This is a genomic window from Pseudomonas sp. SDO524_S393, assembly GCF_054071875.1.
On record NZ_JBSVVZ010000060.1, the window covers coordinates 21,361 to 43,503 of the forward strand.

Genomic DNA, 22,143 nt, shown 5'->3' on the forward strand with positions numbered 1-22,143 from the left:
TCAACCACGGGGCAGGAACACGTCAGCCAGCAGTTGGTTACGCGGCAGCCCCGCCAGGAACAGGCGCTTGGAGAAGGCCTCGACATTGGCAGGGTGCCCGCAGAGTAAAGCCAGTGTTTGCCGGGAAACAAGCCGCAGTTGCGCCAAAACCTCGGTCAACTGAGCCTGGGTCCACAGCTCGACACTGAGGTTGGCATGGCTGGCGGCCAATGCAGCCAGTGGCTCGGCCAGGTAATGCCCATTGTCATCGTGGGCCAGGTGGATCACCCGGATCGTACCCAGATGCTCCTGGCGCAAGGCTTCGCGCAATACGCCCCACAACGGCGCAAGCCCGGTACCGCTGCCCATCAGCCAGAGCGGGCGCGCGTGCCAGTCGGGATCGTATTGCAAGGCCCCACCGCGCAATTCACCCAGGCGCAGGCTGTCACCCGCCTTGAGTGCACGGGCGGCATCGCTGAATTCACCCGGCAATCGACAATCGAGGTGAAACTCCAGATACGGGTCGACCTGGGGCAGACTCGCCAGCGAATAAGGCCGTGCCACGTTACCCGCCCACAGCACCACATGCTGCCCGGCGCGGTAGCGAAACCCGCGTTCGGGCTGCAAACGCAGGCGCAACACCGATGCATTGAGCCAGTCGGCGCGCAGCACCTGTGCGGGCAAGCCATCGCTCAGCGGGTCAAACACCTCGACCTGCACCTCGCCAGCCACCGAACACTGACACGCGAGACGCCAGCCTGCCTGACGCCGGTCCGGGTTCAAGGCGTCCGGTTGCTTGTCGATGACATCGCCCCGGCAGCGCACCAGGCAGGCATGGCAACTGCCCGCGCGGCAACTGTAGGGCACGGCCACGCCCGCCTGGTTCAAGGCGTCCAACAGGTTGCTGCCGGCGGATACCGACCAGTGGCGCTCACCGACATACAGTTCAGGCATATAAGGTCTCAATCACATAGGGTGCGCACAGGGAATCATGCCCGGCAGAGTTTGACCATAGTCGGGTGTATCGGCCACCGAGCCGGGTTATACTGCCGCGCCTTTTTAGCGTCGCGCCAGCTCCACACCGGCGTGTCTTGGAAAGGTGGCCTCAGCCGACCGATGCACCCCACTGAAGCCACCTTTATTGAATGTTCCCTTATAGAGGAGCGCGACTCATGACCGTGATCAAGCAAGACGACCTGATTCAGAGCGTTGCCGACGCCCTGCAATTCATTTCCTACTACCACCCCGTTGATTTCATCCAGGCGATGCACGAGGCCTACCTGCGCGAAGAATCGCCGGCAGCCCGTGACTCCATGGCCCAGATCCTGATCAACTCGCGCATGTGCGCCACCGGCCATCGCCCGATCTGCCAGGACACCGGTATCGTCACCGTGTTCGTGCGCGTGGGCATGGACGTGCGTTGGGACGGCGCCACCATGGGCCTGGACGACATGATCAACGAAGGCGTGCGCCGCGCCTACAACCTGCCGGAAAACGTCCTGCGTGCTTCCATCCTCGCCGACCCGGCGGGCGCGCGTAAGAACACCAAGGACAACACCCCGGCGGTCATCCACTACTCCATCGTCCCGGGCAACACCGTGGAAGTGGACGTGGCGGCCAAGGGCGGCGGTTCCGAAAACAAGTCGAAAATGGCCATGCTCAACCCGTCCGACTCGATCGTCGACTGGGTTCTGAAGACCGTTCCGACCATGGGCGCCGGCTGGTGCCCACCGGGCATGCTGGGTATCGGCATCGGCGGCACCGCAGAGAAAGCCGCGGTGATGGCCAAGGAAGTGTTGATGGAATCCATCGACATCCACGAGCTGAAAGCCCGTGGCCCGCAGAACCGCATCGAAGAGATGCGCCTGGAGCTGTTCGAGAAGGTCAACCAGTTGGGCATTGGCGCCCAGGGCCTGGGCGGCCTGACCACCGTGCTCGACGTGAAGATCATGGACTACCCGACCCACGCCGCCTCCCTGCCGGTGTGCATGATCCCCAACTGCGCCGCCACGCGCCACGCGCACTTCGTGCTCGACGGCTCGGGCCCGGCAGCGCTGGAAGCGCCACCGCTGGACGCCTACCCGGAGATCGTCTGGGAAGCCGGCCCGTCGGCCCGCCGCGTCAACCTCGACACCCTGACCCCGGAAGACGTGCAGAGCTGGAAGCCGGGCGAAACCGTGCTGCTCAACGGCAAGATGCTCACCGGTCGCGACGCCGCGCACAAGCGCATGGTCGAGATGCTGAACAAGGGCGAAACCCTGCCGGTGGACCTCAAGGGTCGCTTCATCTACTACGTCGGCCCGGTTGATCCGGTTGGCGACGAAGTCGTGGGCCCGGCCGGTCCGACCACCGCCACGCGGATGGACAAGTTCACCCGCCAGATCCTCGAACAAACCGGCCTGCTGGGCATGATCGGCAAGTCCGAGCGCGGCCCGACTGCGATCGACGCGATCAAGGACAACAAGGCGGTGTACCTGATGGCCGTCGGCGGCGCCGCCTACCTGGTGGCGCAAGCGATCAAGAAATCCAAAGTGCTGGCGTTCGCCGAACTGGGGATGGAAGCGATCTACGAGTTCGAGGTCAAGGACATGCCGGTCACCGTCGCGGTGGACAGCAAAGGTGAATCGGTGCACATCACCGGTCCTGCCATCTGGCAGAAGAAGATCAGTGAAAGCCTGGCGGTAGAAGTGCAGTAAGCACCTGACCGTTTGAATGAAGGCGACTGCGGCTCCACCGCCCAGTCGCCTTTTTCATGCCTGACACTTTTGTCAGGCCGGATGCAGCCCGCTCCCACAACGGCCCGCTCACTACAGATCCGATGGCCCATGGTATGGTGCACTCCCCTTATTGCGCCTGCCCCTCACCGTATGATCGTGATCCCCCGTCCCCTGCGCCTGACCTTCTATTCGCTGCTGATCATTGCCGGTGCGGTGCTGGCCGCCGCCGTGGCAACACGCCATGCCGAACGTCAGGCCCTGGTGGACGATGCCGCCCGTGCCAATCAGCAGCTGGCGCTGTACGCCAACTCCCTGCACACCCTGATCGAACGCTACCGAGCCCTGCCCGCCGTGCTGGCGCTGGACTCGGAAATGATCCGCGCCTTGAAAGGCCCGCTGGATGTCAGCACCCAGGACGTGCTCAACCGCAAGCTGGAGCGCATCAACGGTGCCGCCCAATCCTCCACCCTGGAGTTGATGGACCGCACCGGCCTGGCCGTGGCCGCCAGCAACTGGAACCTGCCGAGCAGCTACGTCGGACACAACTATGCGTTTCGCCCCTACTTCAGCCAGACCTTGAGCCAGGGCACCGGGCGGTTTTATGCGGTGGGGGTGACCACCGGCATCCCCGGTTATTTCCTCTCCAGCGCAGTGCTGGACGAACATGAGCAGTTCCTCGGTGCCATGGTGGTAAAACTGGAGTTCCCCGAACTGGAACGCGAGTGGGCACAAGGCAATGACCTGCTGCTGGTCAGCGACGCACGGGGCATTGTGTTCATCGCCAACCAGGCGGGCTGGCGCTACCGCAATTTGCGACCGCTGTCGGAACACGACCTCGCGGAGCTCAAGGCCACCCGTCAATACGACAAGAAGCAACTGCAGCCGCTGGAGACCCAGACCCTGCAACGCTTCGACGACAACAGCCACTTGATGCGCGTCAACGGCCCTGACGGCAGCGCCAATTACATCTGGGAATCCCTGCCGCTGAAGGCCGAGGGCTGGACCCTGCACCTGCTGCGCAAACCGCAGTTCGCCTTCGAAGACCAACGCAATGCAGGCCTGGCCGCCGCCGGTTCCTGGCTGGCCCTGGTGTTTCTCGTGCTGTTCCTCAGCCAGCGCTGGCGCCTGGCCCGTTTGCGCCAGCGCAGCCGTGAAGAGCTGGAACAATTGGTGGAGGAGCGCACCCAGGCCCTGCGCACCGCCCAGGATGGCCTGGTGCAGTCAGCCAAGCTGGCGGCGCTGGGGCAGATGTCCGCCGCCCTCGCCCATGAAATCAATCAGCCGCTGACCGCCCAGCGCATGCAACTGGCCACCCTGCGCCTGTTGCTGGATCACGGTCGGGTCGACGACGCCTACCAGGCACTCACCCCGCTGGACGACATGCTCACGCGCATGGCTGCACTCACCGGCCATCTCAAGACCTTCGCGCGCAAAAGCCCCAGCGGCCTGCGCGAACGCCTGGACCTGGCCACGGTGGTCGACCAATCGCTGCACTTGCTGGACGCTCGCCTGCGCGATGAAAGCATCGGCGTCGTGCTGGACCTCACTCGCCCGGCGTGGGTTCGTGGCGACGCGATTCGCCTGGAACAGGTGCTGATCAACCTGCTGCGCAACGCCCTCGACGCCATGGCCGACAAACCGCGCAAACGCCTGGAAATCCGCCTGCACGCCGATCAGCAATTGTGGCGACTGACCGTCAGCGACAGCGGCGGCGGGATCGCCGACGAACACCTCAACAGCGTGTTCGACCCATTCTTCACCACCAAGCCGGTCGGTGACGGGCTGGGCTTGGGGCTGGCGGTGTCCTACGCTATCGTGCACGAACTCGGCGGACGCCTGGTCGCCGGCAATCGCGACGATGGCGCAGTGTTCACCCTCACCCTGCCCATCGCGCTGGAGACCCCGGACCTATGCTGAACGCGGTGATTGTGGTCGATGACGAAGCCAGCATTCGCACGGCCGTGGAGCAGTGGTTGAGCCTGTCCGGGTTTGACGTGCAACTGTTCAGCCGCGCCGAGGAATGCCTGGCACAGTTACCCAGGGACTTTCCCGGAGTGATCCTGAGCGATGTGCGCATGCCGGGGCTCAGCGGCCTGGAACTGCTGGCCGAGGTGCAGCGCCGCGACAAGGACCTGCCGGTGATATTGCTCACCGGCCATGGCGACGTGCCGATGGCCGTGGAAGCCATGCGCGACGGTGCCTACGACTTTCTGGAAAAGCCCTTCAGCCCGGACGCCCTGCTCAACAGCCTGCGTCGCGCGCTCGATAAGCGTGGACTGATCCTGGAAAACCGTCGCCTGCATCAACAGGCCGACCATCGGGCGCAGTTGGAAACCACCCTGCTGGGGGTTTCCCGGGGCTTGCAGAATCTGCGTCGCCAGGTGCTGGACCTGGCGAGCCTGCCGGTCAATGTGCTGATTCGTGGCGAGACCGGCAGCGGCAAAGAGATGGTCGCCCGCTGCCTGCATGATTTCGGCCCTCGGGCCAAGAAAGCCTTCGTGGCGCTCAACTGTGCGGCGATCCCCGAACAGCTGTTCGAGGCCGAGCTGTTCGGTCACGAGAGCGGCGCCTTCACCGGCGCCCAGGGCAAGCGCATCGGCAAGCTGGAGTACGCTCACGGTGGCACGCTGTTCCTCGACGAGATCGAAAGCATGCCACTGGCGCAGCAAGTGAAGCTGCTGCGGGTGTTGCAGGAGCAGAAGCTGGAGCGGCTAGGCTCCAATCAGAGCATCCCGGTGGACCTGCGCATCATCGCCGCCACCAAGCCTGACTTGCTGGAGGAGGCGCGGGCCGGGCGTTTTCGCGAAGACCTGGCCTATCGCCTGAACGTCGCGCAACTGCGCCTGCCGCCCCTGCGCGAACGGCGCGAAGACATTCCGCTGCTGTTCGATCACTTTGCCCGAGGCGCCGCCGAACGCCTGGGTCGCAACGTCGAGCCGCTGAGCGGCGCGCAACTGGGGCGCCTGCTCAGCCATGACTGGCCGGGCAACGTGCGCGAACTGGCCAATGTGGCTGAACGCCAGGTACTCGGCCTGGGAGAGCCGGAACCGGAAGGCATCGAAGCCGGGCAATCCCTGGCGGCGCAACAGGAAGCCTTCGAGGCGCATTGCTTGAAAGCGGCGCTGACACGGCACAAGGGCGATATCAAGGCGGTGCTGGCGGAACTGCAACTGCCGCGTCGGACCTTCAATGAAAAGATGCAGCGGCATGGGTTGGTGCGGGACTCGTTTCTCTGACCTATTTCTCGTATTGGCCTTCAGGCCGCCTTCGCGGGCAAGCCCGCTCCCACACTTGATCCCATTCCAACTGGATGAATGCGGTCGAATGTGGGAGCTGGCTTGCCTGCGAAGAGGCCAGCGGCCATAAGCGGATTTCCGCTTATCACCCAAGATTTATCAGCGACTTTCCGCTCAAAAAAAACCGCAAACCCGTCTATTCCGGGCCCTCATCTACCTGGCACAGCTCCTGCTATAGCCCGAGCCAGGCTGTGCTTCGGCACGCTCCATAAAAACAACTAGATGAAGGATCCTTCAATGGATAACTCCAACGCCTTGCCTCTGGGGTCGGCGGCTGCGCCGGCGCAAGCACGCACTACCTCCAGCCGAATCAAATCGATTTTCAGTGGTTCCGTCGGCAACATGGTCGAATGGTACGACTGGTACGTGTACGCCGCCTTCTCGCTGTACTTCGCCAAGACCTTTTTCCCGAAAGGCGACACCACCGCCCAACTGCTCAACACCGCCGCGATTTTCGCCGTGGGCTTCCTGATGCGCCCGATCGGCGGCTGGCTGATGGGCCTGTACGCCGACAAGGTGGGGCGTAAAAAAGCCCTGATGGCCTCGGTCTACCTGATGTGCTTTGGCTCGCTGCTGATTGCCCTGAGCCCGGGCTATGAAATCATCGGCATCGGTGCGCCGATCCTGCTGGTATTTGCCCGTCTGCTGCAGGGCCTGTCTGTCGGCGGCGAATACGGCACCTCCGCCACTTACCTCAGCGAGATGGCCACCAAGGAACGTCGCGGTTTCTACTCCAGCTTCCAGTACGTGACCCTGATCTCGGGCCAACTCATCGCGCTGGCGGTGCTGATCGTGCTGCAACAGATCCTCACCACCGAGCAACTGTATGACTGGGGCTGGCGTATCCCGTTCGCCATCGGTGCGCTGTGCGCCGTGGTCGCGTTGTACCTGCGTCGCGGCATGGAAGAAACCGAGTCGTTCACCAAGAAGGAAAAAGCCAAGGAAAGCACCATGCGCACCTTGATGCGCCACCCCAAGGAACTGATGACCGTGGTCGGCCTGACCATGGGCGGTACCCTGGCCTTCTACACCTACACCACCTACATGCAGAAATACCTGGTGAACACCGTCGGCATGAGCATCTCCGACTCCACCACCATCTCGGCGGCGACGCTGTTTCTGTTCATGTGCCTGCAACCCATCGTCGGTGGGCTGTCGGACAAGGTGGGCCGTCGGCCGATCCTGATCGCCTTCGGTATCCTCGGCACCCTGCTCACCGTACCGATCCTCAGCACCCTGCACACCATCCAGACCTGGTGGGGCGCGTTCTTCCTGATCATGGCGGCGCTGATCATCGTCAGCGGCTACACCTCGATCAACGCGGTGGTGAAAGCCGAGCTGTTCCCGACCGAAATCCGCGCCCTGGGCGTGGGCTTGCCCTACGCACTGACCGTATCGATCTTCGGCGGTACCGCTGAATACATCGCGCTGTGGTTCAAGAGCATTGGCATGGAAACCGGTTACTACTGGTACGTGACCGCGTGCATCGCGGTATCGCTGGTGGTCTACGTGACCATGAAGGACACGCGCAAGCACTCGCGCATCACCACTGACTAACTGTCTGTCGCGGTAAAAACTGTGGGCTTGTGTGGGAGCTGGCTTGCCTGCGATAGCATCACCTCGGTGCAACTGGAAAACCGAGGTGATGCTATCGCGGGCAAGCCCGGCTCCCACACAACCACACGCCCACATTGGTTATGATGTCTGCTCCGAAACCGAGAGCAGAACAGGCCATGTCCGACGATATCCATTTCTACGAACCCGCCAACGGCCACGGCCTGCCCCATGATCCGTTCAATGCCATCGTCGGCCCACGACCCATCGGCTGGATCTCGTCCCACGACCGCGAAGGGCACCTGAACCTCGCGCCCTACAGCTTCTTCAATGCATTCAATTACATTCCGCCGATCATTGGTTTTTCCAGTGTCGGGCGCAAAGACAGCCTGAACAATATCGAACAGACCGGTGAGTTTGTCTGGAACCTGGCCACCCGCCCGTTGGCCGAGCAGATGAACCTGAGTTGCTCCGCCGTTTCACCCGAGGTCAACGAATTCGAGTTGTCCGGCCTGACGCCGGTGGCATCGAAAATCGTCGGCGTGCCTCGAGTCGGCGAAAGCCCGGTGTCGTTCGAATGCAAGGTGACGCAGATCATTCAGCTGCAACGCGCCGACCAGGCCTTGGTACCAAGCTGGCTGGTGCTGGGCGAGGTCGTTGCGGTGCACATCGCCAAATGGCTGCTCAAGGACGGGATCTACGACACCGCCGCCGCCGAGCCTATCCTGCGCGGCGGCGGCCCGGCGGACTACTTCCAGTTGGGGCCGGAGGCCCTGTTCAAGATGCATCGACCCCGCTGATTGATCACTTTTCAACAAACACAACAAAACAGTGTGGGAGCCGGGCTTGCCCGCGATAGCGGCGTGTCAGCTACCCAATGAGTCGGCTGTCATGCCCTCATCGCGGGCAAGCCCGGCTCCCACATTTGTTCTTTGTTGGGCAGTAAAACGCGTCCGGCTTTAGCTTGCGACAGTCGCCCAGCTCAGTTGACCGTCTTCATCCACATCAACCAGCCGCTCAAGCTGCACCGTCGCAGCATCATCGGCATCGGACGCGGTCTTGAACGTCTGCCCATCAAGGATCTTGTGAAACTTCGGGGCGCCCATGCCATCCAGTGCCTTGACGGCGACGGCGGCGCTATAGCCACCTTCACCCGGTACTACGGCGGAAACGGCTTCGTGATGGGCAAATTGTTTACGTGCCATGTTGCAGGTCCTGGCCAATGAAAAGTCGGCCATTGTAACCCTCAGCCGGCGAGTTGCAGGTACTCGCCGTAGGCGTGTGCAGCGGATGCATCGGTGAAGGTCTGGAAGTCCATGCTGCGGACCACCATGTCGTTCAACAGCTCGGTAAAGATCATCAAGGCTGGAGAGTTGAAGTAGGCGCTCATGGCCTGCTCGCTGCTCCAGAAACCCGAGATCAGCCACACATCGGGGTCGGTCTGGGAATGCTGCAACGAAAATTGCAGGCAACCCTGAGCCTGGCGGCCCGGTTCGATCAAACTGCTCAAGCGTGCACCGAGTTCGGTGCTGCACCCGCTGCGTGCGCGGATAAAGGCCATATGGCTTGCGGGAATGGGGGTGGACATATTCGACTCTCCCGTTGAGAAGTGATGCTCGGCAAACACGGTGAGGGCGTGTTGCCACAGGATCAAAGATAACGGCGCGAGGGTGGACGCGGTTAGTCAATTCCTGCCGGCTTATTGCACAATCCTGCGAGAAGCGTAGACAGGCTGTTTATCCACCAGGGTTCATGCCCTGCCCATCCCCCATGTTTCAGGCAGATGACAGGCCCCGGGCTTGCCCGATTCACGTTCTGTCGCAGGATCAGGCAAGGATTGTGCAGAATCGACGTAGCACGCTTTGAAAAGCCGCCTATAAGCTTTATCCATCGTAGAAGCCACAGAGGGCATCCCATGTCGTCGTCGGAACACAAACCCCTTCCCCTCGATGCCGAGATGGAAAAGCAGCGCGCCGAACTGGCCAGCATCGTGCGCCGTCATACCTGGGAAGATGGCTCCTACGGTACGGCGGTGACGACACTGTTTCTCAACCGCCACAACGCGCCCCGGGATTTCATGCCGGTACTGGCGGAACCTGCCCTGTGCATTTTGGCCAGCGGCAGCAAGGAAGTGCGCCTGGCCGACGAGATCTTTGCCTACGACCCGCTCAACTACCTGGTGTTCTCGGTGGCGATGCCGGTGGCAGGCCGGATCATCGTAGCCACGCCGGAAGACCCGAACCTGTCGATACGGATCAACATCGACCCCAACCAGCTCACCGCGTTGATTGCCGAAGCCGGCCCGATGGGTGTGCCGTCGCGTCCGACCTCCCGCGGCATGTATGTGGACCGTATCGACGGCCAGTTGCTCGACGCCGTGCTGCGCCTGGTCCGCCTGCTGGATACGCCCAAAGACATCGCGATGCTGGCGCCGCTGATCAATCGGGAAATTCTCTACCGTCTGTTGCGTGGGCCACAGGGATATCGCTTGTATGAAATCGCCGTGGCCAACAGCCAGAGCCATCGGGTCAGCCAGGCGATCACCTGGTTGAACGGCAACTATGAACAACCGCTGCGTATCGATGACCTGGCCAAGGAAGTGAACCTGAGCGTGTCGACCCTGCACCACCGCTTCAAGGCGATCACCGCCATGAGCCCGTTGCAGTATCAGAAACAATTGCGCTTGCAGGAGGCTCGGCGACTGATGATTGCCGAGGGACTGGAAGCCTCGGCAGCCGGCTATCGCGTAGGGTATGAAAGCCCGTCGCAGTTCAGTCGGGAATACAGCCGGTTGTTTGGCGCGCCGCCCCTGAGGGATCTGGCCCGGCTACGCCAGAGCCTCTGACTCAACGCAGATCAGTGGGTAAGCTGGCTTGTGTGGGAGCCGGGCTTGCCCGCGATGCAGACACCCCGGTATGTCAGTTACACCGCAATGATTCCATCGCAGGCAAGCCGGCTCCCACAGGGTTTGGTGTGTACTCAGTCCAGACCGCGCGGTAGTTGCAAGGTCACCCGCAACCCGCCCTCGCGCAGATTCTGCAAACTCACTTCGCCACCATGGCTGTGGGCGATGTTGCGCGCAATCCCCAACCCCAGGCCATAGCCCTGCTGTTGCCCGGCCAACCGAAAGTGCGGCTCGAAGACTTGCTCCAGACGCTGTTCCGGCACACCCGGGCCTTCGTCGTCCACGTGCAGGATGAACTCGGTGCCATCGTCCTCGATATGCAGATGGGCGTTCTGTCCGTACTTGAGGGCGTTGTCGATCAGGTTGCCGATACACCGCTTGAGTGCCAGAGGTTTGCCCGGGTAGGTGGCAAGAGCGCGACCGTGCTGGGTGACCCGACCATTGCCATTGGGCGCCAGGTACGGCTCCACCAGGCAGTCGAGCACATGGTTGAGGTCGACAGCCTCGATGTTTTCATGGATGTCGGTGTCTTTCACGCATTGCAGCGCGCCCTTCACCAGCAACTCCAGTTCATCCAGGTCACGGCCAAACTTGGTTTGCAGGTTTTCGTCTTCCAGCAACTCCACACGCAGGCGCAGGCGCGTGATGGGTGTGCGCAAATCATGGGAAATCGCGCTGAACAATTGGCTGCGCTCAGTAAGGTAACGGCTGATACGCTCACGCATGGCGTTGAAGGCGCGCCCCACTTCCACCACCTCACTGCCGCCGCCTTCGGCCACCGGCTCCACGTCGGCGCCCAGCGACATGTCCCGCGCGGCCCGCGCCAGACGCTTGAGGGGTCGGCTCTGCCAGTGCACCAGCAGCCCGATGAACAACAACAGGAAGCCGCTGGTCAGCACGATGAACCACACTTGCTGCGACGGCAGGCCTTGTTCTTCAAGGCTGGTGTAAGGCTCGGGCAGCAGTGAGGCGATGTACAGCCATTCGCCGGCGGCCAGCTGGATCTGGGTCACCAGCACGGGCGGGTTCACCGGTTCCAGGGTCAAGGCGTAATGCGCCCAGGAGCGCGGCAATTCATCGAGTTTCAGGCCGGCATTGAAAATGCGCAGGTCCTCGGCACTGACAAACTCCACCGAGATATGCACATCGGCACCCAGGGTCTGGCGCAGCACGTCATCCACCGCCACCAACACCGCCTGCTTGCGGGGGGTCTGGGGTAGAACGGCCATGTCCAGGGGGCGGTCGTTGAGCGTCACCACAAAACGGGTGCCGCCCATGCTGCGCAATTGGTCAAGGACCAGGGGACGATAGGCCACCGGCAATGAGCGGAAGTAACTCACGCTGGCCGTCATCGAATGCGCCAGGCTGCGGGCGCTGGTGACCAGTCCTTCGAGCTGGGTGGCGCGCAACTGTGAAACCCAGATCACGCTGGACAGCGCCTGGGCGAACAGCACCGCCAGCAGGGTCAGCAGCAGCATGCGCCCCAACAGCGAGCGCGGCACCGGAAAGCGCCGGTGGCGCTCGGTCAGGTGTTCAGTGGGCATTGCCGGCAACCACGCTGGCTGCCAGTTGGTAACCGCTGCCGCGCACGGTGCGAATCAGCCTGGGTGGCTTTTCGGTGTCGCGCAGGCGCTGGCGCAGGCGGCTGACGGCCATGTCGACGATACGGTCCAGCGGCATCAGATCGCGGCCACGGGTGGCGTTGCCGATGGTGTCGCGGTCGAGAATCTGTTGGGGATGGTCGAGAAACAATTTGAGCAAGGCAAAGTCGGCACCGGAGAGGATCACTTCCTCGCCATCCACATGGAACAGGCGATGGCTGATCATGTCCAGACGCCATTCATCGAACACCAGCACATCGCTGCTGGCACTGCGCTCCTGGCCGAACTGGCAGCGGCGCAACAACGCCTTGATCCGCGCCTGCAGCTCGCGTGGGCTGAACGGTTTGCCAATGTAGTCATCGGCACCCAGCTCCAGGCCGATCACGCGGTCGGCTTCGTCGGAACTGGCGGTGAGCATGATGATCGGCACCTGCGCCTGGCGCGGGTGCTGGCGAATCCAGCGGCAGAGGCTGAAACCGTCTTCATCCGGCAACATCACATCAAGGATGACCAGGTCGCAGGGCGCGTCGTTCATCGCCTGGCGAAACCCCGCGCCATTCGGCACCCCACGCACCTGGAAACCGGCGCGGCTGAGGTAGGTTTGCAGCAACTCGCGGATTTCTTCGTCGTCGTCGACGAGGAGAATCGATTTACTGATTACGCTCACGGGGTCCTCCTTGTTGTTATGGCCAAGCTTAAGTCATTTGTTGCTCTTAAGGCCCTATCGCAGGCAAGCCAGCGCCCACACTTGACTGCATTCCAAGTTTGGAACTCGATCAACCGTGGGCGCCGGCTTGCCTGCGATGAGGCCGTCAGCCCCTACGCAAATGCCTGCTCAAGTGCCACTCCTGCCCCGGTCAACCCGGAGTAAGGCGCGGTCACCAACCACACCGGAATACCTTTGAAGTAGTCACTCATGCAGCCCTTGTCACCGAAGCTCTTGGCAAAGCCGCTGTTGATAAAGAAGTCGGCAAACCTCGGAATCACCCCGCCCACGATATACACGCCACCACGTCCACCGGTGGTCAGTACGTTGTTACCGGCTACCCGGCCCAGCCAGATGCTGAACTGGTTCAATACTTCCATCGCCACCGGGTCGCCCGCCAGGCCCGCTGCCGTAATGGCTTCGGGCGTGTCCAGCACCGGCTCGTGGCCATCGACCGCGCAGATCGCGCGGTACACACGCGGTAAACCGCCTCCACTCAAGGCAGTTTCGGCACTGACATGGCCGATCTCAGTGTAGATGTGCTGCCACAACTGGGTTTCACGCGGGCTGCTCAGCGGCAGGTCGACGTGGCCGCCCTCCCCCGGCAACGCCGCAAAACGGCCAGCGCCGAGATCCAGCAGAGTGCCGACGCCAAGGCCGGTGCCCGGGCCGATCACCACCGCCGGGCGCAAAGGCTCCGGCGTGCCTTCGCAGACCACGCGGAATTCGTCGGGCTTGAGGCGCGTCATGCCCAGGGCCATGGCCGAGAAATCATTGACCAGCAGCAGTTCGTCCACCTGCAAGGTTTTGCAGAACGCAGTCTTGCTCAGCCGCCAGTGATTGTTGGTGAATTTAAATTCATCCCCGCTCACCGGGCCCGCTACCGACAGGCACACCGCGCCAATGTCGCCGATTTCCAGGCCTTCCTCCTTGAGGTACACCTTGATGGCGTCCTCAGGGCTCGGGTAATCCGCGGTGGCATGCACACGGATCGAATGCAGTTCCTGATCCCGCCACAACGCAAAACGGGCGTTGGTACCCCCGATGTCACCGACCAGCGCAAGCTTCACTTAAGCGTCTCCAAGGCAGCGGTAAAGGCGCTGGCGCCTTGCTCTGCGGAGCTTGCGGCCAAGCGCATGAATGCAAACAGCTCGCGACCGGCCCCCACATTGTTGCCCAACAGGCCCGTGGCAGGCGTACGCGCTGCAAATTCTTCAGCGTCCACCTTAAGCTCCAGGGTGCCGGTGACGCCATCGACGCGAATGATATCGCCATCGCGCACCCGCGCCAGTGGCCCGCCGCTCTGGGCTTCGGGGTTGACGTGGATCGCGGCGGGAATCTTACCCGACGCGCCGGACATACGCCCGTCTGTTACGAGGGCCACTTTGAAGCCACGGTCCTGCAATACGCCGAGGAACGGGGTCATCTTGTGCAATTCGGGCATGCCGTTGGAGCGCGGGCCCTGGAAACGCATCACGGCGACGAAGTCTTTTTCCAGCTGGCCGGCCTTGAACGCATCGGCCAGGTCCTGCTGGTCCTGGAATACCACCGCTGGCGCTTCGACGATCTGATGTTCGAGGGCGACGGCCGAGACTTTCATCACGCCACGTCCCAGGTTGCCTTCCATCACACGCAGGCCACCTTCCGGCGAAAACGCCCGGGCCACGGGGCGCAGGATGCTTTCGTCGAGGCTTTCGATGGGACCATCGCGCCAGATGAGTTCGCCGTCCACCAGGAACGGCTCCTGGGTATAACGGCTCAGGCCCTTGCCGGCCACAGTGTTGACGTCTTCATGGAGCAGGCCGGCTTCGAGCAGTTCACGGATCAGGAACGACATGCCGCCCGCCGCCTGGAAGTGGTTGATGTCGGCCTTGCCGTTCGGATACACGTGGGACAGGGTCGGCACCACCTCGGAGAGGTCGGCCATGTCCTGCCAGGTGAGGATGATGCCCGCCGACATGGCGATGGCCGGCATGTGCAGGGTGTGGTTGGTGGAACCGCCGGTGGCGTTGAGGGCGACGATGGAGTTGACGATGGATTTCTCGTCGACGATCTCGCCGATCGGCGTGAAGCTGCCGTTGGCCTTGGTCAGGCGCGTGACCTGGTGCGCGGCTTCGCGGGTCAGCGCGTCACGCAGCGGCGTGTACGGGTTGACGAACGAGGCGCCCGGCAGGTGCAGGCCCATGACCTCCATCAGCAACTGGTTGGTGTTGGCGGTGCCGTAGAAGGTGCAGGTGCCGGGGCTGTGGTAGGACTTCATCTCCGATTCCAGCAGCTCTTCGCGGGTGGCCTTGCCTTCGGCGTAGCGCTGGCGCACGTCGGCCTTCTGTTTGTTGGAGATACCCGACGGCATCGGGCCGCCCGGGACGAAGATCATCGGCAAATGGCCGTAACGCAGCGCACCCATCATCAGGCCGGGGACGATCTTGTCGCAGATGCCCAGCATCAACGCGGCATCGAACATGTTGTGGGACAGCGCTACCGCCGTGGACATGGCGATGACTTCACGGCTGAGCAGGCTCAGTTCCATGCCCGGCTCGCCCTGGGTCACGCCGTCGCACATGGCGGGGGTGCCGCCGGCGAACTGGCCGACCGAGCCGACCTCGCGCAGGGCTTTCTTGATCTGCTCGGGGAAATGTTCGTACGGCTGATGCGCCGACAGCATGTCGTTATATGACGAAACAATTGCCACGTTGGCGGCATTCATCATGCGCAGACTATTTTTATCTTCAGTACCGCAGCCGGCTACGCCGTGGGCAAAGTTGGCGCATTGCAGCTTGCCGCGCATCGGACCGTCGCTGGCCGCGCCGCGAATGAGCGCAAGGTAGGCCTCGCGGGTGGCGCGGCTGCGGGCGATAAGCCGTTCGGTGACCTCAAGAACGCGGGGATGCATGTATAGAACTCCAGGCTAACGGATGTGGTGACCCTCGTTCCTATGCTGGTCAAACGCCCGCCGTGAAGAGGTTGGCAGGGTGTTACTTGACCAATCGGACCAGTTGATTCAGGTCACTCGTTGTAGATTGAACAAAATATTGCCACTAAAAAGGCTTGTTTTCTATTTTTATGCGAATAATCTTGTAATTCTTACAACAAATCGACGACAGGCACCTTCCAATGACTCTTCGTATCGCAATCAATGGTTTTGGCCGTATCGGCCGTAATGTCCTGCGCGCACTGTATACCCAAGGCTACCGCCAGGATTTGCAGATCGTCGCCATCAACGATCTGGGCGACAGCTCGATCAATGCCCACCTGCTCAAATTCGATACCGTGCATGGCACTTTCGACGCAGAGGTCGCCCACGATCAGGAAAGCCTGACCGTCAATGGTGACCGGATTGCCGTCAGTGCCATTCGCAATCCGGCCGAACTGCCCTGGGCCGCGCTGAAGATCGATGTGGTCTTCGAATGCACCGGCCTGTTCACCGACCGTGCCAAGGCGGCTGCCCATATCAGCGCCGGCGCGCGCAAGGTGATCATTTCGGCACCGGCCAAAGGCGCGGACGCCACTGTGGTCTACGGCGTGAACCACGACATTCTGCGCCAATCCCACCAGATCATCTCCAACGCGTCGTGCACCACCAATTGCCTGGCGCCGGTCGCTCAGGTGCTGCATCGCGAACTGGGCATCGAAAGCGGCCTGATGACCACCATTCATGCCTACACCAACGACCAGAACCTGACCGATGTTTACCACACCGACCCATACCGCGCGCGTTCGGCCACGCAGAACATGATCCCGAGCAAGACCGGCGCCGCCGAAGCAGTCGGCCTGGTATTGCCGGAACTGGCCGGCAAGCTCACCGGCATGGCCGTGCGGGTACCGGTGATCAACGTGTCGCTGGTGGACCTCACCGTCACCCTGAAAAAAGACGCCACCGCCGAGGAAGTCAACGCGCTGCTGAAAGAAGCCAGCCAGCACTCGAAAATCCTGGGTTACAACACCCTGCCGCTGGTTTCGAGCGACTTCAACCACAACCCGCTGTCGTCGATTTTCGATGCCAATCACACCAAGGTCAGCGGCAAGTTGCTCAAAGTTCTCGCCTGGTATGACAACGAGTGGGGTTTCTCCAACCGCATGCTGGATAACTGCCTGGCGCTGTGCAACGCCGAATAACCCGGCAGGGCGGGCTTTTGTGGGAGCGGGCTGGCTCGCGAATACGGTGTATCAGTTAATACAGGTGTGACTGATGTATCGCATTCGCGGGCAAGCCCGCTCCCACATGCGGCCTGCGCAAATCCGCTCGAAGTGCTACTTGCCATTTCAGTTGATGATAAGCATTATCATTAACTGCAAATCGGTCTGGTGTCGCTGTGAGCCTATCTCGCTTCAATCACGTCTTCCTCACCCAACGGGTGATCCTGCTTCGTACCTTGCAGCGAATGGTGAATAACCACAGCACCGCCGAGGACCTGTTGCAGGAAACCTACCTGCGCGTCACCCGGGCCCTGAGTGAGCGACCCATCGATCATCTCGAACCCTTCGTGTACCAGACCGCACGCAACCTGGCGCTCGATCACCTGCGTTCGCGCAGGATCCAGGCCCGCACGCTGCAGGAAGATGTCCCGATGGATGTCCTGCAAAGTGTCGCAGCCCCCATCAGCACGCCCGAAGACGCCATGCAGGCCGAGCAATTGCTCGAGCACCTGAGCGTCAGCCTGGGTCAGTTGAGCGCCCGCCAGCAACGGATCTTCATCCTCAGCCGCCTCCACGGTTGCAGTTACCAGGAAATTGCCGATCAACTGGAAGTGTCCTTGAGCACGGTGCAAAAGGAACTGAAATTGATCATGGCCATCTGTGTAGGTGTGGCCGAACGCATGGATCAGCCTTAAGCTTCACCCGACAGAACGGTCGATCCAGGCTGTAGGAAAATGAATAAAACGTGGCGAAGACCCGAGGCACACCGTGACGGACCCGAATAAACTGCGACCCCATGAGCTGGCTCATGAGGTGTTGCAAGACACGGCTATGGACCAGGCCCTCGACTGGCTGATCGCATTGCAGTGCCCACAGCCCGGGCAGCAGGCCGAGTTCGAAGCCTGGCTGGCCCGTGACCCGGCCCATGTCCACGCCTTTGGCAAGGCCCAGGCCGCCTGGGGCGGCGCGCCGGTGCACAGCGCCGCCGTGGCCCTGGCCGCGCCGCGCAAACCCAGCGCCTGGCGCCGCATCAAACCCCACTGGAAACCCTTGGCCACCGCCGCCGTGTTGCTGTTGGGCCTGTTCAGCTTCAGCAATCTGCCCGTGCGCCTGCAGGCCGATCACCTCACGGTGGTCGGCGAGCGCCAGCGCGTGCAATTGGACGACGGCTCGAAAGTGCTGCTGAACACCAATTCGGCGTTCTCCAGCAGCATCAAGGACCATCAGCGCATCGCCCGCCTCTACCAGGGCGAAGCGTTTTTCGAAGTAATGCCCAGCCGTGGCCTGCCGCTGGAGATCGATGCCGGCCCCGTGCGCGCCCGCGTACGAGATACCGCATTTGCCGTGCGCTACCTGAACGGCGAAGCCCAGGTACAAGTGCAGCGCGGCGATGTCGACCTGAGCAACACCTTCGACGATGCCCGCGTACGCCTGAGCGCCGGTGAAAGCATCCGCATCGGGCCCAAGGGCTTCGGCGCCCCCGGCAAGCTCGATGTGAACAAGGACCTGGCCTGGGTTCAGGGCCGGCTGATTTTCGAAAACTGCCCGATGAGTGAAGTGCTCGCCGAGCTGCGCCGCTATTACCCGGGCTGGATCGTCAACACCAACGACAAGCTCGCCAGCACCGCCGTCACCGGCAACTATCGCCTCGACCAACCGCTGGACGTGGTGCGTTCCCTGGCCCACATCACCTCGGCCAAGCTGTCGGAATACCCGGCGCTGGTCATCCTGAACTAGATGAGAATTATTTTTACTCGATAGCTGACGGTGGTACGTCTCGTCATAGCCAATGCAACTGATTCCTATTTGTCTCGGTTCGCAACTATAAGATTCGTACCCCCGGAGCGCTCTCGATGTCCTCTCGTTTCAACCGCCGGTCCTCTTCGCCCGTCCTGTCCCTGCTGACCGCCGCCATTCTGCTGGCCGGTGCACCGGCCATGGCGGCATCCGCCGTCGAACCCACCCCACGCAGCCACGGCAACTACAGCTTCAGCATCGAACAGCAACCGCTGGTCTCGGCACTGAACGCCTTCACCGCCGTGACCGGCTGGCAAGTCGGCCTGCCCGCCGAGCTCGGCCAGGGTGTGTCGTCCCCTGGCGTGCAGGGTGCGTTATCGCCGGAAAAAGCCCTGGACCGGCTGTTGGTGGGGACCAACCTGAGCTACCGCAAACTGGGCAACAACAACATCGTCCTGGAAAAACGCACGTCCGGCGGCACCCTCAACCTGCAACAGGTGACCATCAGCGCCACGCGTAACGCGCAGGACATCAGCAGCGTACCGAGCACCGTAACCGTTCAGGAACGCGAGGACCTGGACCGCCAGAACGTCAACACCATCCGCGAACTGGTGCGTTACGAACCCAACGTTTCCGTCGGCGGGGCCGGTGGTCGTTCGAGCAATTCGGGCTACAACATTCGCGGCATCGACGGCGACCGCATCCTCACCCAGGTGGACGGCGTGGAAGTCCCGGACAATTTCTTCAACGGCCCCTACGCCAAGACCCGCCGCAACTACGTCGACCCGGAAATCGTCAAGCGCGTGGAAATCCTTCGCGGCCCGGCGTCGGCCCTGTACGGCAGCAGCGCGATTGGCGGCGCCGTGAGCTACTTCACCCTCGACCCCGATGACATCATCAAGCCCGGCCAGGATTTCGGCGCCCGCCTGAAAACCGGCTACAGCTCCGACGATGAGAGCTGGTTGACCTCCGGCACCGTGGCCGGTCGCGTGCAGGACTTCGACGGCCTGCTGCACCTGAGCCAACGCAATGGCCATGAAATGGAGTCCTACGACGGCAACAATGCCACCGGCCTGGCCCGCACCGGCGCCAACCCCGAAGACGCGCGCACGACCAACGTGCTGGCCAAACTGGGCTGGAACTATGGCGATGACAATCGCCTGGGCCTGACCTACGAGAAGTACAAGGACGATCGCGACGTCAACCTCAAGAGCGCCGTGGGCGGTCCGTTCACCGGCGGTCGCGGTTTCAACTTCTATCGGGCGCGTTCCGGTAACGACACCATCACCCGCGAACGTTTTGGCATCGAAAACCGCTTCGCCCTCGACTCGCCGATTGCCGATCAGATCAAGACCAGCCTCAACTACCAGATCGCCAAGACCGACCAGTCCACCGCCGAAATCTACCAGCCATCCCGCCGTGTCCTGCGCACCCGCGACACCCTGTACGAAGAAAAGCAGTGGGTTTTCGATGCCCAGCTGGACAAGGCCTTCAGCCTCGGCGACACCGATCACCAGGTCACATACGGCACCACCCTCAAGCAGCAGAAAGTCACCGGCTCGCGCGAAGGCGCAGCCACCTGCCTGGCCGTCGGCGGTGGTTGCACAGCCATCGGTGCGCCCAGCCCGACCGCCAGCGACAGCGTGAAGAAGGCCAGCGATTTCCCGGACCCGACCATCAACACCTACTCGCTGTTCGTGCAGGACCAGATCGCCTGGAACAAATGGACCTTCCTGCCCGCCCTGCGCTACGACTACACCCAACTCAAGCCCAAGCTGACGGAAGAGTTCCTCAACACTGTCGACCCGACGCGGATCTACGCCCACAGTGACAAGGAAAAAACCTGGCACCGTGTCACGCCCAAATTCGGCCTGACCTATGCGCTGACCGACCAGTACACCTGGTTTGGCCAGTACGCCGAAGGCTTCCGGACTCCGTCCGCCAAAGCCTTGTACGGGCGCTTTGAAAACCTGCAACAGGGCTATACCGTCGAGCCCAACCCGGATCTCAAGCCGGAAAGCAGCAAAGGTGTGGAAACCGGGATTCGCGGCAACTTCGATGCGGGGTCCTTCGATATCGCCGTGTTCTACAACAAATACCGCAACTTCATCGACGAGGACGCATCCATCGCCGGCGGCACCGCGCAGCAGTTCGAAGCCAATAACATCAAGCACGCCACCATCAAGGGGATCGAAGCCAAAGGACGCCTGAACCTCGACGCGTTCGGCGCACCGCACGGCCTGTACACCCAGGGCTCGGTGGGCTACACCTATGGCCGCAACGACGACAACGGCGAAGCGCTCAACAGCGTCAACCCGCTCAAGGGCGTATTCGGCCTAGGGTACGACCAGGACAACTACGGCGGCCTGCTGAGCTGGACCCTGGTCAAAAAACAGAACCGCGTCGACAGCACCACCTTCCATGCGCCTGACGGCAGCACCACAGGCCCCTTCAAAACCCCGGGTTTCGGCGTGCTCGACCTGACGGGTTTCTACAAGGTCACCCAGGACGTCACCGTCAATGGCGGCCTGTACAACCTGGCCGACAAAAAATACTGGAACTGGGATGACGTGCGCAGTTACGACGGCGTCGGCGAAGCCGGCGTGACCTCCCCCGCCAACCTGGACCGCCTGACCCAGCCCGGCCGCCACTTTGCAATCAACGTGGTCTGGGACATCTGACCTCTGCACTCACCTGGCCGGTTTTTCTCACCGGCCAGGTGAGGATTTTTTACTGTGCCGCGTCTTCCTGTTCGTCTAGTTGATAACCGCTCTCTTTAGAGCCACACGGCGCATCCCTTCTCAAGGACTTTTTCCGATGACCGCTTCTCCTACCGCAGAACGCCCAAGCCTGCGCTCCCAGCGCCTGAACCAGATCACCCACGAGCCACATACCAAGCTCGACGCACTGGTCAAGGCCCATGCCCCGTTTGAAACCCAGGCCAACTTCGCCCGCTTCGTGGTGGCGCAATATCTGTTCCAGTCGGAACTGGTAGCCCTGTACAACGACCCCGAGCTGATCAAGATCGTCCCTGACCTGGCCGAGCGCTGCCGTGCCGAAGCCGCCAAGCTGGACCTGGGCGACCTGGAGACCGAAGTGCCGGCACCGGTCGCCGGCGCGGTGAAAAACCCGAGCAAAGCCGAAGCCCTCGGCTGGCTGTTCGTGTCAGAGGGCTCCAAGCTCGGTGCCGCGTTCCTGATCAAGCGCGCCGTGGGCCTGGGCCTGAGCGAAACCTTCGGTGCCCGTCACCTGGGCGAGCCGGCTGGTGGTCGCGCCGAAGGCTGGAAAACCTTCACCCGCACCCTCGACGGCCTGACGTTCAGCGCCGAAGAAGAGGCGGCGGCGGAAAAAGGCGCGATTGACGCATTCGTACGCTTCACGGTGTTGCTGGAACAGGCGTACGCTGGCGCTCCTGAACTCGCCTGACCTTTGGTTGAAATGCGACCCTGTGGGAGCGGGCTTGCTCGCGAATGCGGTGGATAAGGCAGTAATGCATTGGCTGACACACCGT

The 22,143-nt window shown here is 62.1% G+C and carries 18 protein-coding genes; 11 read left to right on the top strand and 7 right to left on the bottom strand.

Translation table 11 applies throughout. The features are described from left to right. The gene (locus ACW9IB_RS22725; protein ID WP_457415613.1) at positions 1-933 is read right to left on the bottom strand and encodes an iron-sulfur-binding ferredoxin reductase; all 933 of its coding nucleotides are present in this window, start codon (positions 931-933) and stop codon (positions 1-3) included. Positions 934-1,151: 218 nt separating this feature from the next. Between ACW9IB_RS22725 and ACW9IB_RS22730 the strand changes: the two genes are divergently transcribed. The 5 genes from ACW9IB_RS22730 to ACW9IB_RS22750 all read left to right on the top strand — a co-directional run bounded on the left by ACW9IB_RS22730 (position 1,152) and on the right by ACW9IB_RS22750 (position 8,346). Then, on the top strand, positions 1,152-2,675 hold the full coding sequence (locus tag ACW9IB_RS22730) for a fumarate hydratase (RefSeq protein WP_457366195.1): 1,524 nt from the start codon (positions 1,152-1,154) through the stop codon (positions 2,673-2,675). Positions 2,676-2,846: 171 nt separating this feature from the next. Further along, positions 2,847-4,613 carry a sensor histidine kinase gene (locus ACW9IB_RS22735; RefSeq protein WP_457415614.1) on the top strand — a complete coding sequence of 589 codons (1,767 nt, stop codon included), beginning with the start codon at positions 2,847-2,849 and terminating at the stop codon, positions 4,611-4,613. Next, a complete protein-coding gene (locus ACW9IB_RS22740; RefSeq protein ID WP_457366193.1) occupies positions 4,607-5,932 on the top strand; it encodes a sigma-54-dependent transcriptional regulator in 1,326 nt (441 codons plus the stop codon). Before ACW9IB_RS22735 ends, ACW9IB_RS22740 begins: the two co-directional genes overlap by 7 nt. 297 nt (positions 5,933-6,229) lie before the next feature. After that, complete coding sequence (locus tag ACW9IB_RS22745) at positions 6,230-7,549, top strand: MFS transporter (RefSeq protein WP_457415615.1); 1,320 nt, start codon at positions 6,230-6,232, stop codon at positions 7,547-7,549. Between the two features lie 176 nt (positions 7,550-7,725). Further along, positions 7,726-8,346, top strand: a complete 621-nt coding sequence (locus ACW9IB_RS22750) for a flavin reductase family protein (protein WP_457366191.1) — start codon at positions 7,726-7,728, stop codon at positions 8,344-8,346. Positions 8,347-8,505: 159 nt separating this feature from the next. Here ACW9IB_RS22750 and ACW9IB_RS22755 read toward each other — a convergent pair whose 3' ends face one another. Beyond that, the gene (locus tag ACW9IB_RS22755) at positions 8,506-8,751 is read right to left on the bottom strand and encodes a hypothetical protein (protein ID WP_457415616.1); all 246 of its coding nucleotides are present in this window, start codon (positions 8,749-8,751) and stop codon (positions 8,506-8,508) included. 41 nt (positions 8,752-8,792) lie between these two features. Continuing rightward, positions 8,793-9,134 carry an antibiotic biosynthesis monooxygenase family protein gene (locus ACW9IB_RS22760; protein ID WP_457366189.1) on the bottom strand — a complete coding sequence of 114 codons (342 nt, stop codon included), beginning with the start codon at positions 9,132-9,134 and terminating at the stop codon, positions 8,793-8,795. 327 nt (positions 9,135-9,461) lie between these two features. Here ACW9IB_RS22760 and ACW9IB_RS22765 point away from each other — a divergent pair, with 327 nt between their 5' ends. Next, positions 9,462-10,391 (top strand): AraC family transcriptional regulator, encoded by a 930-nt coding sequence (locus ACW9IB_RS22765; RefSeq protein ID WP_457366188.1) that lies wholly within the window; start codon positions 9,462-9,464, stop codon positions 10,389-10,391. Positions 10,392-10,525: 134 nt separating this feature from the next. Here ACW9IB_RS22765 and ACW9IB_RS22770 read toward each other — a convergent pair whose 3' ends face one another. The 4 genes from ACW9IB_RS22770 to edd all read right to left on the bottom strand — a co-directional run bounded on the left by ACW9IB_RS22770 (position 10,526) and on the right by edd (position 15,651). After that, on the bottom strand, positions 10,526-11,953 hold the full coding sequence (locus tag ACW9IB_RS22770; RefSeq protein ID WP_457415621.1) for an ATP-binding protein: 1,428 nt from the start codon (positions 11,951-11,953) through the stop codon (positions 10,526-10,528). A 31-nt stretch (positions 11,954-11,984) separates the two neighbouring features. Then, the gene (locus ACW9IB_RS22775; RefSeq protein ID WP_457415617.1) at positions 11,985-12,719 is read right to left on the bottom strand and encodes a response regulator; all 735 of its coding nucleotides are present in this window, start codon (positions 12,717-12,719) and stop codon (positions 11,985-11,987) included. Positions 12,720-12,871: 152 nt separating this feature from the next. Next, positions 12,872-13,828 (bottom strand): glucokinase, encoded by a 957-nt coding sequence (locus ACW9IB_RS22780; RefSeq protein ID WP_457366186.1) that lies wholly within the window; start codon positions 13,826-13,828, stop codon positions 12,872-12,874. Further along, positions 13,825-15,651: a phosphogluconate dehydratase gene (edd, locus tag ACW9IB_RS22785; protein WP_457366185.1), complete on the bottom strand. Its 1,827-nt coding sequence runs from the start codon at positions 15,649-15,651 to the stop codon at positions 13,825-13,827. The genes ACW9IB_RS22780 and edd overlap by 4 nt, the downstream gene beginning before the upstream one ends. A gap of 221 nt (positions 15,652-15,872) precedes the next feature. Between edd and gap the strand changes: the two genes are divergently transcribed. The 5 genes from gap (at position 15,873) to ACW9IB_RS22810 (ending at position 22,058) form a co-directional block, all read left to right on the top strand. Continuing rightward, positions 15,873-16,874 (top strand): type I glyceraldehyde-3-phosphate dehydrogenase, encoded by a 1,002-nt coding sequence (gap, locus tag ACW9IB_RS22790; RefSeq protein ID WP_457366184.1) that lies wholly within the window; start codon positions 15,873-15,875, stop codon positions 16,872-16,874. Between the two features lie 197 nt (positions 16,875-17,071). Next, complete coding sequence (locus ACW9IB_RS22795; protein WP_457366183.1) at positions 17,072-17,590, top strand: RNA polymerase sigma factor; 519 nt, start codon at positions 17,072-17,074, stop codon at positions 17,588-17,590. Between the two features lie 73 nt (positions 17,591-17,663). Next, positions 17,664-18,632 (top strand): FecR family protein, encoded by a 969-nt coding sequence (locus ACW9IB_RS22800; RefSeq protein WP_457366182.1) that lies wholly within the window; start codon positions 17,664-17,666, stop codon positions 18,630-18,632. A 116-nt stretch (positions 18,633-18,748) separates the two neighbouring features. After that, positions 18,749-21,313, top strand: a complete 2,565-nt coding sequence (locus ACW9IB_RS22805) for a TonB-dependent receptor (RefSeq protein WP_457415618.1) — start codon at positions 18,749-18,751, stop codon at positions 21,311-21,313. 136 nt (positions 21,314-21,449) lie between these two features. Then, complete coding sequence (locus ACW9IB_RS22810) at positions 21,450-22,058, top strand: biliverdin-producing heme oxygenase (RefSeq protein WP_457415619.1); 609 nt, start codon at positions 21,450-21,452, stop codon at positions 22,056-22,058. The last annotated feature ends 85 nt before the right edge of the window (positions 22,059-22,143 follow it).